The organism is Nocardia sp. CDC159 (assembly GCF_023740735.1).
Taxonomy (GTDB): domain Bacteria; phylum Actinomycetota; class Actinomycetes; order Mycobacteriales; family Mycobacteriaceae; genus Nocardia; species Nocardia pulmonis.
The window spans coordinates 302,472-316,021 of record NZ_JAMRXH010000006.1 but is presented as its reverse complement, the minus strand read 5'-3'; the positions used below and the strand labels follow the sequence as shown (position 1 = coordinate 316,021).

The following is a 13,550-nucleotide window of genomic DNA, read 5'->3' as shown; positions in this document are numbered from 1 at the left end:
CTACCAGAGCACGGCCACGAACACGTTGACGATCGCCAGCAGCCCCGCCGCATGGGTCATCCACGGAATCATCTTGCCCCGCTTGGCATCCGCGCGCCCGACCTCCGCGAATCCGGCCACCGCCACCGCGATCACCAGCTTCACCACGATCTTGGCCATGATCAGGTGCTTGTCCAGCGAGTCGATCGACTCCGCCAACCCCACCAGCACGACCCCGGTGATGATCTGCGCCCGCGCGCCCCACACCATCACCTCGTTCACCACCGGCTGCCCGGCCGCATACCCACCGACAACCGCCGCCAGCCCGAGCAGATGAGCGACGACCAGGAGGTTGTAGACGACTGTCATGAACCCACAGCGTAGTTGATCACGGGCGAAATCAACGACATTCGGTAGTAGAAAAATCTTCCCCTCACGGCCACCGCTACCCGCCCAGCGGCCTTCGGCCGGGCCGCGCTGCCGGTATCCCGACTCGGGAAGGGCGTTTGCGCCAGCCCACGCTCCGCGCGAAGCTGGGCAGCCGTCCAGAATTTTCGCTTGTACGGAGAATATCGGCCTCAGCGGCCGACGCGATTCTCCCCGGGCGACAAAAGGCATGGCCAGCGTCGGTGTATGCACGCACGAGGCACGCTATGGGATCGCGCGGGGCGGCAGGCGCACGTTGTCCATGTCGATTTCACAGGTGACTGCGGCCCGCAGGCTCCATTTGTGTTTGATCAAGCTGGTGTTGTAGCCGGGCGTTCTTCGTCGGTGCGCTGATCCTCGATGTACAGAATGTCCGCATCCATCATGACATCCTTTCCGAACGCAATCTTGGCCCGTCTCCGGGCAATCTCTGGGCGGCCCATGGGGCCGGTAGCACAAGGCACTCAGCGCAGCGCGGCCGTCACGGCTCGACGAATCTCCTCGGCGCTCAACGGTTTCGGCGGGGCATCGAAATAGTCGGCCCGGCCCCCGCCATAGATCTGGGCATACAGCGCGGTGCCGGGCTGAAAACGCCGGCCTTCGGCCAACGACCCGAGATCGACCGCGTCGTAACCGATTCGGTCGAGGAATCCGGTAACCATGGCCTTGGCGGCCGTATCGTTACCGGCGATCGGCAACGCACTACGATCGGCCGAACCCGACGGCCGGGCCAAGACCCGCAAATGCCACCAGACGATATTGTTGAAGCATTTCACCACCCTGGACCTGGGCAGATGCTCCTGCAGCAGCTCACTGCTCGTGGTGGAACCGTTGTCCAGTTCTCTGAAGTGACCGTCGCGGCCCGGATAATAGTTGTTGGTGTCGATGACGACCTTGCCGTCGAGCGGCGCGACGGGCACGCTGCGGTAGGCCCGCAACGGAATCGTCACCACTACAAGGTCACCGGCCTCGGCCGCCTGGGCCGGCAGCGCCGCCCGAGCGCGCGGGCCGAGATCGTCCACCAGGTCGGCCAGCGTGGCCGGACCGCGCGAGTTGCTCAACACCACGTCATAACCCGCCGCCACGGCGAGCCGGGCGACGGTTCCGCCGATCAACCCAGCACCGATGAAACCAATCGTCGTCATCCGCTCGAGCCTCCTCACGGTTCAGTAGTCACCGGGGACATCGTGCGAAACCCTTAGGGACGCTGGACATTCGGCCGATCAGCTCCGAATGTGCCGGGACCGCGATGGAGCCACGCGGGACGTAGCCGGTGACCCCCACGGTCGTGACGGCGGACGAGCCTGGTCAGGATCGCCAATCACCCTCCAGACGGTGCGCCGGCGAGCGCGGAACAATCATATAGCGAATTTCTAGCGAAATGACTCATTTCCATCAGAGAGAGCACGAAAACCTGAAATACTAGCAAATACTCACACTCGGGCGCGTCGATCGACGCCCGAGTCCGATCATATAGTTGACTTTTAGCGAACGAGCGGTTCGGGCCCGCTGGAACAGGCGCATCCCTGCTCCACGACCTGCAACGGAGGCGTTATGGGCGCCGAGAACTACAAGCAACTGATGCAAACGGTCTTCGCGGAGCTTGCTCAGGGCAGACCGGCACGTCTGTTCGAGATCATGGCCGATGACTGTCGATGGACGGTGATCGGGACGACACCATGGTCCGGACACCATGCCGGCAGGCAGGCGATCGACGACTTCGTGGAAATGGTCGACAGGCGCTTCACCGGGCGTATCACCAGCACCGCGGACCGATTCATTGCCGAGGGCGAGTACGTCGTCGTCCAATTCCACGGCCATGCCACAACCACAGAAGGACGCCCCTACAACAACACCTACTGCTGGGTCTGCCGCCTGATCGATGGGAAGCTGCGACAAATCACCGAGTACGCAGACACTCAACTCGCAATGACTACCCTGTTCTCCTCCTGACGCACGACAGCTTGTCTCCCGTCCGGGCTGGAACTTCGTCTCTGTCGTGCCAAACGTCCACGCGGGGCGTTCTTCCCGCCGATCCGTTCGACACGACCCGCGCCACCGCGGCGGCGCTGTCCGGATTCCGACCGGTGATCGTTCCTGAGCCTGGCTGTGTGGGAAATCGAACATGGCTGCGTGACCGCCGGTGAGGTTCGTGAACGTCGATATCGACTTCGGAGACCACCATGGTGTCGTCCAGATGCCCATGAACGCCCGATCCCGGTGTCGTTCGCCGGTGCCCCGATCATCGAGCACCTGCCGCGTCGGACTTTCCAAATCGAGCCGGATTCCGCCACCCGACCGGAGGACGACAAGTGCGACGCGATGAGATCACCTCGTCCCGGGCAGAAGGCTCGACACCGCACCGGCGGTCGGTTCGAGCACCGTCGCTCGCCAGTCGCGCGGAGTCATCCCGAACGCCGCTCGAAAACGGCGGGTGAAGTGCGAGGCATCCCGAAATCCGCACTGATGAGCGATCACTACGATCGGCCGATGTCGCTCGCCTGGATCGACGAGCGCGGCACGCGCCTTCTCCAACCGCTGCGCGATGATCCACTGCTCGATACCGAATCCGGCGCCTGCGCACAGTTTGTACAGCGAGCGTACCGAGATGTTGTGCGCCCGGGCGATTACAGCCGCACTCAGATCGGGATCCGACAGCCGGCGGCGCACATACTCGCGAATCTGGGTCAGCAGAATGTCCGCCGGGAGCGCCATGCCGTCCTCGTCACGGTGCGCGGCCGCCGACCTCAGAAAGCCGCGGACCATCTCGATACACGCGATTCCCAGCTCGCGCGCGCCCGCGTCGTTCTGCAACGCCTCGCCGGAATCGCCCATGAGACAGATCTGGTTCGCAACCACCGGGTACAGGGGAGTACCCCGCGGCCGGGCCAACGCGGCGCGAATCGTATCGGTCGAAAGCCCCAGCCGATCCAGCGGAATGAACAGCGTCGTCAGTTCGCCACCGTGCCAATCGAATTGGTACGGTAGGTCGAAATCCATCACGAACATCTCCCCCGGTGGGATCTCGTACTGCGTCTGCGCGTGCGCCAAATGCGATGTATTACGCCGCTGAACATTCAACGTCAGGACTGGACTGGGCGACTGCCGAATCTGGCGCGGCGTGCGGACCACCCGAAACCCGGACATGATCGACTGCTGTACCACGACCTCCCCCACTTGCCACGCCTCGAACAACGCCCGAACCGAGCCGCTGTCGACACCGAGTTCGACGTACGACGGCGCCGAAACATCCTGCAGCACAGCCGCGGTCACATCCGCCCGCTCACCGAGTTCGAACCGTTCGGTATCCAGAACGATCGCCATCGCGCCCTCCGCACACCAGAGTCGGGATCCCGTGTGGCACATCATGGCAAGACCCACACACCGCGTATTGTCCCGCCGTCGCTCGCAGCGCGGGTGCGCATTCCGCATCCGATAACTTGCCCCGGACGCTGTTGCGGCCTGCCACCCACGCGGTGCCGGTGTCGGCGAGACCGAGGGCCCGAAGTCCCGCCCGGTCCCTAGATCGACGACCACGGGCCACGGTTTCGAGACGGTTCTCCCCGAGCCCGATCCGGCGCATGCTGCCGCGGAAGGTCTCCACATCCTCGGCGCTGGCTGTGGCCACCTCGGCCAGCGCGGCCCCGGCGGGGTGGTCCTTGTTGCTGCGGATCGGCTGGACCACAACCAGCCGCTGTCGCGACCGGCGGCACGCCGGGAAACGCCGAACCCCGCGACATGCTAGCAATGAAAACGATGTTCAGTAATATCGCCGAGGTGACGACGAGCCAACAGCAGCGCGCCGGTAGGCGGGGTACGGGGACGTCCACGGATGATCCGGCGGCGGCCGAGGCTGTCTTTCTCGACGCGACGCTGAGTCTGCTCGCGCCGCTCGGCGTCGCGGCCGGAGATGTGGTCGTCGATGTGGGGCCCGGGGCCGGGACCGCCGCCGTCGCGTTGGCGACTGCCGTTGGTGAGCATGGTCGTGTCTATGCCGTCGATCTGGATCCGGTGCTGCTGGAGGCGACGATGGCGGCGGCTCGGCGGGCCGGCGTGGATGACCGGGTTCATCCGGTGTTGCACGATGTCGAGGACGGTGTGCCGCCGGTGCCCGAAGCCGCCGACGCCGTGTGGTCGTCGTGGTGTGTGCACCACACCCGCGATTGGGAGGCCGCGGTGCGTGCACTGGTCGGCATGTTGCGGCCGGGGGGCAGGCTGTGCCTGGCGGAGGGTGGGCTGCCCACCCGGTGTCTGCCCTGGGACGCCGGGATCGGTCGGCCGGGGTTGGAGATCCGGTTGGACGAGGCCCACGATCGACACTTCCGGCAATGGTTCTTCGGCAGGTCGGGTGCGCGACGACCGGGCCGGGGCTGGGACGAGATCCTGGTCCGCGCCGGGCTCACCGATGTCACCACGTTCAGCACGCTGGTCGATATTCCCGCGCCGCTGTCCGACGAGGTCCGTGGGGTGGTGCTGGCCGAGCTCGCGGCCCGGGTCGGGCGCGCGCAACGGTTCCTGTCCGAGGAGGATGCCGCGGCCTGGGCGCGCTTGCTCGATCCGGAGGACGACGCGTGGCTCGGCCACCGCGCCGACCTCGGCCTGCTCACCGCGCGGACCGGGTTTCGGGGTCGCAGGCCCGGGCCGTAGTCAGCTCATCGCCCCTTCGCACATCCGCACGACGTCGAGCACCCGGTCGATCTCCTCCGGGGTGTTGTAGACGTGCGCGCTCACCCGCACGGCGTGGTCGTCGGATTTCCGCCCGGCCTGGCAATGGCTGTCGGCGCGCACCATGATCCCCTGGTCGGCGAGGACGAATCCGAGATCGTCCGAGCGGACCCGGGTGTGCCGGAAGGTGACGATGCCCTGCCGGCGCTGCACCGGGGAATCGGCGGTGAGGCTGTTCTGGCAACCCAGCACCCGCACGCCCGCGAGCTGGGCGAGACCGTCGGTGAGGCGGACGCCGAGCGCGGTGGTCCAAGCGCCGATGTCGGCCAGGCCCGCCCCGTCGAGCCAGTCGAACGCCGCCGTCATACTCACGATGCCCACGACGTTCGGGGTGCCCGCCCAGCCGCGCAGCGCGAAACGCGGACCGCGCCGGTTGCGCGCCCACACCGCGCCCACCCCGGGCAGCGCCAGCATCTTGTGTCCGGAGAACACCACGAAGTCGACGTCGAGGTCGGTCACCGACACCGGCAGGTGCCCGACGCTCTGCGCGGCGTCCAGGCAGATCGGCACGTTCGGGCCGACCGCCTCGCGCACCCGATGCACGTTCAGGTCCGTGCCGAACACGTGGTGCACGTGGGTCACCGCGACGAACCGGGTCCGGGCGGTCACGATCGACGGCAGCGCCCGATGGTCGTAGTCCCCGGATGCGGCATCCACCGGCATGGGTAGCACCGTGATTCGGATGCCCTTGTGCGCCAGGTCCTGTCGCAGGTCCAGCCAGGGCCGCAGATTGGCCTCGTGATCGCCGAAGGGGACGATGATCTCGTCGCCGTCGGCCAGCAGATCTGCCAGCCAATCCCGGGCGACGGCGCGCAGCCCGTCGCTGGTACCGCCGACGAACTCGACCGACGACTCGGTTCCGGTGTCGTCCAGCGCTTTTCGTACGCGGTCCCGGGCGGCCTCGATGCGGGCGGTGGTGGCGGTGGCCCACGGGTAGGAGCCGCGCCCGGCATTGGCGTTGCCGGTGGTGAGGTAGTCGGTGACGGCGTCGAGCACCGCCGCGGGTTTCTGCGTGGTGGACGCGCTGTCCAGATACGCGAGCCGTGGGTTGTTCGCGATGATGGGAAATTGCTCCCGCAGCCCCCGCTGCCAGTGCGCGAGACGATCGAGAATCTTGTCCGGATCGGTCATCGTGGTCATGGCATCAGTCCCGGACCAGTGGTGCGCCCGCATCGCGCCAGGCCACGATGCCGCCGCGTAGGCTCCGCGCGTCCCGATGCCCCATCTTCGTCAGCAACGCCGCATAGCGGGCGGACTTCTCGCCGACCGGACAGACCAGCAGCACCGGCCGGCCCGCACCGAACGGCAGACCGCCGCGCACCAGTTCGTCGAAGAGCTCGTCGACGATATTGATCGAATTCTCGATATGCAGGGCGGTGTAGGCGAACCCGCCGCGCAGGTCCACCACCAGCGGGCGCTCGCGCGCGATCCACTCGCGTGCCTCGGTCACGTCCACCTGAGCCGCGGCGGCGACCTCGTCCTCGGTCAGGATGCCCGCCGAATTCGGCTGCGGCGGTTGCTTGAACAGGTCGGGTCGACGTTTGCGGAGGTAGCTCATATAGCTCTCCACCCGGTCACATACGATGAACACCGCGGTGCGGCGCTCGGTCAGCGTGGCGTCGAGGGCCGAAAGGTGCCGTAGCGCACCGAAATACGCCGCACCGGAGGTCGGGCCGCCGAGGATGCCGCACTTGCGGTTGAGCACGAGCATGCCCTCGATCGCCTCCCCGGAGCTCACCGCGTCGAGGGTGTCGTAGTTGGCCGGATCGAACAGTCCGACCTCGTTGACCTCGTCGATATTGCGAATGCCGGGGATGAAATCGCTCTTGGCGGCGACCAATCCGATCACCGAGACGGCCGGATTGTGTTCCCGCAGTACGCCCGCCACGCCCGCCGACGAGCCCGCGGTGCCGACGCAGGCGATGAAGATGTCCGGGCCCTGGCCGTCGAGATCCTTCACGATCTCGGCGGCGGTACCGGCCCGGTGCGCCTCCAGGTTGCGCGGATTGAAGTACTGATCGGTGTGCAGGTAGCCGCTGCCCTCCTCGGTGAGCATCCGATACATGCGGGTGAGCGGATCCTCGGTATCGGTCGGATCGAGGCATTCGGTCTGCCCCGGTAATTCCTCGATCTGCGCACCGAGCAACAGCAGCAGGTCCTTGATCTCGGGCACCCGCATACGGTTGGTCACGCTCTTGAACGGCAGCCCGTGCATGGCCGCGATCACCGCGAGCGCCTTGGCGGTGTTGCCGCTGGAGAGTTCGACGATCGCGTCGCCGCGCGCCACGGCGTCGGTCAGCTTCTCGCGCACCATGTTCCACGCGGGCCGATCCTTGACCGAGCCGAACGGGTTGAGCATCTCCAGCTTGGCGTAGAGGTCGATGTGGCGCAGTCGGTGAACCTCCGGCGCGATCCGGACCAGCGGGGTGTCCCCGACGACGTCGAGAATGCTCTCGTACTTCATGAGCGGCTACCTTTCCCGGGCCAGTACTGTTCATCCAGGCACCACGACCATCCGTCCGCGTCGCGGTAGGCCGCGACCGTGCGGGCGATGGGCTGCATCAGCGCGTTGTCCGCCGCGAAATCCATGAAATAGCCCGCCGTGTTGACGAAGGCCAGCACGTCCCCCGGCACCGGGGTGCGCGGCAGCGTGACCTTGCGGCGGGTGATCAGGTCGTCCTCGAGGCACAGGTTGCCCGCCAGATACACGCCGGTGGGCTCACCCGGCCGCTTCGGCAGCAGCACCGGATCCATCAGCACCGCATGGTCTTCGGCGCTGATATCGCGCGAATTGGCCGCCAGCCGGACGAGCACGTCACCGCCGTGGGTGGTGCGGACCTCGGCGACCCGGGCCAGGGTGAGACCGCACTGATCGACCAGTCCGCGTCCGGGTTCGATGTGCAGGTCGTAGAGGTTTTCGAGCAGCAACGTGGCCAACGGCCTACCCAGACGGGCGGATTCGCGATTGAGCAGCTCGTCCAGATACCGCGCGCCCGCGATCTCGCGGTATGCGGGATAGACGCCGAGCGTGCCGCGCAGGGTTCCGGCGTTCGCCTGGAGGCCGTACCCGTGGTTCTGCCAGGTGATCGGGGGACGTACGCCCAGCACCGCGGCGCCCAGTTCCGTGGTGTAGCGCTCCCATTCGCCGCGGTCGGCCAGGTAGTTCACGCCGAAGCCGCCCCCGATGTCGACCGCGGTCGGCGCGAAGCCGCGCTCCAGCGCCTGGTGCATGGCCAGCAGACAGCCCTCGAGCGCCAGCGCCTTCTCCTCGACGCCGGTGGTGTCCAGGTGATAGGCCACGCCCAGCAACCGCAGGGCCGCCCGGTGCTCCTCGAGAACGTCCAGCACCGTGGGGAATTCCCGCGCGTGCACCCCGAATCGGCTCGGCCTGCTCAGGATCGGCACCCCCGGCGAGTCGAACGCGGACAGCCGGATCATCACCCGCACCGGCGGTAGCCCGAACCGTGTCACGATCGCCGCCAATTCCGTCAGCTCCGCGCGGGAGTCGGCGTTCACGACGGCCCCGACCCGGGCCGCCAGCCACAGGAATTCGGCGTCCTTGGGGCCGGTCGCGATGATGCGTTCCCCGGTGAACCCGGCCGCCAGCGCATGCCGCAGCTCCCCCAGCGAGGACACATCGACGCCGCACTGGCCGGCCGCCAGCTCGCGAATCAGCGCGCCGGATCGGTTCGCCTTGTGCGCGAAGTAGATGCCACCGCTCAGCCGATGGCTGTCGTACACGGCGCGGTACTCGGCCGCGTTCTTCGCAATCTGCTCGGGCACAACGACATTCAGCGGAGAGCCCAGTGCCTCCACCATTGCCGACAGTCGCTCCGGTGTCGCGAGGACCTCACCCAGCAGCCCGCTCACCAGCGGGTTCAGCACCAGCTCCGGCTCCACCATCATCCCCGTCCGAGCCACGACACCGCACCGGCGTGTGCACGAATGTCGTTGAAACAACGATGCCCCGATTACTCCTCTCCCGCAAAATCGCAGGCCGCAGCGTCCGACGCGCGCACGAAGGGGCATTGTGGTGCCGCATCGGCTTTCCGCATCCAGGGTAGCGACCGGTCCGATCCCGGTCCGGCTTCCGCGCGGGCAGAGGCAGCGAATGGGCAGCGGGCCCGCCGTCGAGCAGGGTCAGGAATTCAACGTCCACACCGCGAAGGTGAGCGCCGTGGCGAGGGCCGACCAGGCCAGATAGGGAAGCAGCAGGGATACATAAACGATGCGACGCTCCGCGATCGGAATCACCGGCATCGAATGCGACTCGCCGAGAGCGATACGCCGTTGCGCCGCTTGGGTGTTTCGGGATCGGGTAACCGCCGGACGTATCTCACCGTAGGAGGTTTCCGCAATGACTTCTCGACGAATCATTCGCTACGCAGCGGCCGCGGCCATGGCCGGGGCGGCAGCGGTCGCGACGGCAGCACCGGCGAGCGCGGGTCCGGCCCGTGTGACGATCAATGGAAATATGCAGGTGCTGGGCATGAACATCCTGCATGTCGAGGCGCAGGGCCTGGGCGACGGTCCCGCGACCGGCACCTATCTGGCCGAGGGGCGGCTCGGAAACATGCCGTTGCCGGTCCGAGTCACCGGTCCCGTCACCTGCCTGCGCACCATGGGCAACACCGTATCGCTGGTCTATCCGATCACCACCGCCCAACCGATCATGGTGTTCGCGCCCGACGCCATGGCCATCCAGATCACCGTCACCAAGGGACAGCGCGGTGCGCCGAACATGATCGGCTACGGCATCCCCATGCCGACCAACATGTTCCGGGACTGCATGCCGGGCCCGACGCCCATGGTCTTCGACGGGACGATCGATATCAGCTAGCCGGACTACTCGGTGCGCAGGGCCTCGAGTCGGGTGGCCTCACGCAGCAGCGGGACGGTCAGTGCGGTGACGACGACGCAAGCCAGGATCGCCGCGGCGACCAGAACGCCGATCAGGCCGGGGTCCAGCGCAACCAAGGAATCGGCCAGGCGCATGGTCGGTATGGCCAGACCTATGGCGGTCGCGACCGCGAGCGCGATGCCGAGCAGCAGGGGGATCGCGTTCTGCCACAGGAATACCCGTGCCAGCACCGAGAGTGGAACGCCCGCGGCTGTCAGTGCGGCCAGCGCGCGGCGTTGCGCGCCGATCTGTTCGACGGCATGCAGCAGCAGGCTTCCCGCCGCGACGAGCAGCATCAGCAGTGACACCGCCAGTATCACGCCGTGGACTCGGTAGGTCGGGCTGTGGGGCCGAGAGTCGTACTCGCTCGGCAGGACGGCGGCGCGCCTGGTGAGCGGCGTCAGGGCGGTGGCGACCCGGTCGGCGAGTGCGTCCACCGCACCGGGGCCGTTCACATAAACCGATACCTGGCGCGCCCGTGGGTCGATGCCGTGCAGCGCCCCCGGCGTGATCAGCAGTGTGGAGTCCAGGTGGCGCGCGGCCTGTTTCGCCGGAATGTGCCGGACACCGGACGGCAGCGTCCAGATCGGCCCACCCTTCGAAGTCTCCTCCGTGGTACCGAATCTCAGGTCGCCGGAGACTCCCACCTCCGCGGCGGATCTGATCGACCAGGGTCGGCCGAAGCTGTCCTGCGGGGTCGGTGGATCGATCATGAATACGTCGCCGTCGGCGCAGTGCCCGATGGCCACCCGCACCGCCAACGCCGCGCAATCGCCGATCAGGGCGGACATCCCGCGTCCGATCGAATCCGTTGCGGGTCCGACGAAGGTCGAGCGCACCGCATGGACCGCGGTCACCTCGGGGATGGCGAGTCGGCGCACGACCTCGTCCGCCGACGTGCCGTCCGTGCGCACCACCACGGCCGCGGGCGCCGTTGTCACGGGCCGGGTATCGGGTTTTCCGGAACGGTCCACCGAGGCGACAACGTGCACCAGGATCGCACCGGCCAGCACGACGACCAATCCGGACACCACCCGACTGGGGGTGCCGCTGTCCAGTTGCAGCCGCCGAACCGCCAATTGCCAGGACGGTGCCCCGCCCCCGCCCCGGCGCACCAGCCGCTCGACCAGCCACGGCAGCAGAGCCGCCACACCTGCCAGCAGCAGCACACTGCCGCCGAACAGCGTCAGCAGGGCGAGAGCGGGGTTGGGCGTGGTCTCCTGGCGCAGGGTCGACAGCATCAACACGACGCCCGCACCGAGAATTGCGAAGCGCCACCAGGTCCGGCGTCGCATCGGCTCGGATTGGCGTACCACACCGAGCGGTTCGATCGCGGTGCGCCGCAGGCCGAAGATCGTCGCCGCGACGGCGAGCACCGGGATCAGCAGCGCGATCGGCCCGACCGCGGCCAAGGGCGGGATCAGGTCGACCTCGGACAGCCCGGTGCCGTGCACGCGAATGTCGGCGATCGCCGGGCGGTAGGCGAGGAACAGTCCCGCGCCGAGGATCAAACCCGCCACCGCCCCGATCAGCGCCTCCCCTGCGGCCACCCGCCGGACCCGGTGCGCCTCGAGGCCGAGCAGCCGCAGCGCCGCCAACCGGCGGTCACGCTGGACCGCACCCATGCGCGCGGCCGCGATCACGAAGATCAACAGCGATGCCAGCAGCGCGGCGGCAGCGACCGCGAGCACCGCGCGCACCTGAAAAGTCCACTGCGAGTCGTCGATCGGCAGGCCGAAGCCGTAGATCGGCATCACACCCGGCTCGGCGGCCAGCTCCGCCAGTGGGGCACCGGCATATACCTCGAACGAGTCCGTCTCCACCAGGCCCGCTCGGCCGATTTCGCCGATCACCGTGCCGGGGATGTGTGCCCGGAAGGCAGCCCCCCGCGACGAGGCGAAGGCCCGTGCCACCGCCGGGGACACCACCAGTTCCCCGGGTGCGGGCAACCGCGAAAGCCCCGGCGGCACAGGCGCGTTCGACCCGGCGGCGGCGATCCGGTACACCCGCACCTCGGTACCGTGGATCACCCGGATATCCTCGGGCATCTGGCTCTGGAACAGCGGTGCGACCCCGGCGCGTGGGTCCACATCCGGATACTTGGCCACCTCACGAGCCCGCTGAGCACTGTACGCGTGCGCGACCGATACCGCGCCCAGCAGCACGGCCGTGGCCAGACCGAGGCCGATCGTGGTGAGGCCCAACCGCGACCACACCGCACCGGATCCGCGCCCCGCGAACGCGAGCCGAAGACCCAAGAGCAGATCCTCGATCATGGGATCAACTCCCCCGCGACACTTCTGCCGTCCCTGATGATCACTTCACGATCGGAATACGCCGCCACCCTCGGCTCGTGGGTGACCAGCACGACCGCGGCGCCGCCGTCTCGCGCCGCGGTGGTGAGCAGCCCCATCACCTTCTCGCCGCTGAGCGAATCCAGCGCACCGGTCGGCTCGTCGGCGAACACCACCCGTGGATTGGTCACGAGAGCGCGAGCCAGCGCCGCCCGCTGCCCCTGCCCGCCGGAGATGTCACCGGGGCGGTGATCGGCGACGTCGTCGATCTCCAAGCGCCGCAGCCATTCCCGCGCCGTCCCCTCCGCGGCACGGCGCGGCCGGCGATCCAGACGCAGTGGCAGCGCGACATTCTCCAGGCAGGTCAGCTCCGGCAGCAGCTGTCCGAACTGGAAGACGAATCCGAACTCGCTGCGCCGCAAAGCACTCCGCTCCCGATCACGCATGGCGGTCACCTCGGCGCCGCGATAGGTCACCGACCCGGAGTCCGGCCGGATGATGCCCGCCAGACAGTGCAGCAGCGTCGACTTCCCCGCCCCCGACGGCCCCATCACGGCCACGATCTCACCGGCGCGGATCGCGAATCCGGCATCGACCAGTGCCGTCGTCCTGCCGAATGCCTTGCGCAGATTGCGGGCGGCCAGTAAGGGCCCGCTGGTGTCGCCGCTCATCCGGTCACCGCCGCGGCGAGTTCGTCCAGCCGGGCCGCGGTCAGCTCGAGCCAGCGCAGATCGGCCTCGAGGTGAAACAGCGCATGGTCGCAGATGAGCTGATCGGCCAAGTCCCCCTTCGTCTTTCGCCGGGTCAGCGTTCGCATCAGCTTCAGGTGCCGGGCACGCTGCGCGTCGAGGACGCCGGTGGCGTCGCGCCCGGAGAGCAGTGCCAGCACGATCTTGGTGTAGAGCGTGTTCTGCAGGTACGGCTGCGGGTCTTCCGCGGTCGCGAGCCACTGTTCCACATCGGTGACACCGGCGTCGGTGATGGTGTAGCGCTTACGATCCGGCCCCTCCCCCGCCTCCACTCCGGCGACATCGACCAGGCCGTTGCGCAGCAGCCGCGACAGCGTCGAGTAGACCTGTCCGTAGTGCAGCGGCCGATCGTGGCCGAATCGTTCGTCGTATGCCTTCTTCAGGTCGTAGCCATGCCGCGGGCCCGGTTCGAGCAGGCCGAGCAGGGTGTGTCCGATCGACATGGGAGGACTATACACTCTATGTATACACAGCGTC

General features: G+C 67.6%; 12 protein-coding genes. 3 read left to right on the top strand and 9 right to left on the bottom strand.

Annotation, left to right across the window (positions count from 1 at the left end; genetic code table 11):
- Together NDR87_RS16250 and NDR87_RS16245 are read right to left on the bottom strand one after the other, a co-directional pair.
- Entirely contained in the window at positions 1–348 is a 348-nt protein-coding gene (locus tag NDR87_RS16250) for a hypothetical protein (protein WP_251913567.1), read from the bottom strand.
- 521 nt (positions 349–869) lie between these two features.
- The gene (locus NDR87_RS16245; protein WP_251913570.1) at positions 870–1,550 is read right to left on the bottom strand and encodes an NADPH-dependent F420 reductase; all 681 of its coding nucleotides are present in this window, start codon (positions 1,548–1,550) and stop codon (positions 870–872) included.
- Between the two features lie 409 nt (positions 1,551–1,959).
- Here NDR87_RS16245 and NDR87_RS16240 point away from each other — a divergent pair, with 409 nt between their 5' ends.
- The gene (locus NDR87_RS16240; protein ID WP_251913573.1) at positions 1,960–2,358 is read left to right on the top strand and encodes a nuclear transport factor 2 family protein; all 399 of its coding nucleotides are present in this window, start codon (positions 1,960–1,962) and stop codon (positions 2,356–2,358) included.
- 375 nt (positions 2,359–2,733) lie between these two features.
- Here the strand turns inward: NDR87_RS16240 and NDR87_RS16235 are convergent, their stop codons facing one another.
- On the bottom strand, positions 2,734–3,729 hold the full coding sequence (locus NDR87_RS16235) for a helix-turn-helix domain-containing protein (RefSeq protein WP_251913575.1): 996 nt from the start codon (positions 3,727–3,729) through the stop codon (positions 2,734–2,736).
- Between the two features lie 453 nt (positions 3,730–4,182).
- Here NDR87_RS16235 and NDR87_RS16230 point away from each other — a divergent pair, with 453 nt between their 5' ends.
- Positions 4,183–5,052: a class I SAM-dependent methyltransferase gene (locus NDR87_RS16230; protein ID WP_251913578.1), complete on the top strand. Its 870-nt coding sequence runs from the start codon at positions 4,183–4,185 to the stop codon at positions 5,050–5,052.
- Here NDR87_RS16230 and NDR87_RS16225 read toward each other — a convergent pair whose 3' ends face one another.
- The 3 genes from NDR87_RS16225 to NDR87_RS16215 are packed head-to-tail and all read right to left on the bottom strand — an operon-like array spanning position 5,053 to position 9,051.
- Positions 5,053–6,270 carry an aminotransferase class V-fold PLP-dependent enzyme gene (locus tag NDR87_RS16225; protein WP_251913580.1) on the bottom strand — a complete coding sequence of 406 codons (1,218 nt, stop codon included), beginning with the start codon at positions 6,268–6,270 and terminating at the stop codon, positions 5,053–5,055.
- A 4-nt stretch (positions 6,271–6,274) separates the two neighbouring features.
- Complete coding sequence (locus NDR87_RS16220; RefSeq protein WP_251913582.1) at positions 6,275–7,594, bottom strand: pyridoxal-phosphate dependent enzyme; 1,320 nt, start codon at positions 7,592–7,594, stop codon at positions 6,275–6,277.
- On the bottom strand, positions 7,591–9,051 hold the full coding sequence (locus NDR87_RS16215; RefSeq protein ID WP_251913583.1) for a Y4yA family PLP-dependent enzyme: 1,461 nt from the start codon (positions 9,049–9,051) through the stop codon (positions 7,591–7,593). Before NDR87_RS16215 ends, NDR87_RS16220 begins: the two co-directional genes overlap by 4 nt.
- Before the next feature lie 436 nt (positions 9,052–9,487).
- Between NDR87_RS16215 and NDR87_RS16210 the strand changes: the two genes are divergently transcribed.
- Positions 9,488–9,970 carry a hypothetical protein gene (locus NDR87_RS16210; protein ID WP_251913585.1) on the top strand — a complete coding sequence of 161 codons (483 nt, stop codon included), beginning with the start codon at positions 9,488–9,490 and terminating at the stop codon, positions 9,968–9,970.
- Positions 9,971–9,975: 5 nt separating this feature from the next.
- Here the strand turns inward: NDR87_RS16210 and NDR87_RS16205 are convergent, their stop codons facing one another.
- Genes NDR87_RS16205 through NDR87_RS16195 form a run of 3 tightly spaced genes read right to left on the bottom strand, consistent with a single transcriptional unit; the run spans position 9,976 to position 13,516 of the window.
- Entirely contained in the window at positions 9,976–12,306 is a 2,331-nt protein-coding gene (locus NDR87_RS16205; RefSeq protein WP_251913587.1) for an FtsX-like permease family protein, read from the bottom strand.
- The gene (locus NDR87_RS16200; RefSeq protein WP_251913590.1) at positions 12,303–12,995 is read right to left on the bottom strand and encodes an ABC transporter ATP-binding protein; all 693 of its coding nucleotides are present in this window, start codon (positions 12,993–12,995) and stop codon (positions 12,303–12,305) included. Before NDR87_RS16200 ends, NDR87_RS16205 begins: the two co-directional genes overlap by 4 nt.
- A complete protein-coding gene (locus tag NDR87_RS16195; RefSeq protein WP_251913591.1) occupies positions 12,992–13,516 on the bottom strand; it encodes a PadR family transcriptional regulator in 525 nt (174 codons plus the stop codon). Before NDR87_RS16195 ends, NDR87_RS16200 begins: the two co-directional genes overlap by 4 nt.
- Between the last annotated feature and the right edge of the window lie 34 nt (positions 13,517–13,550).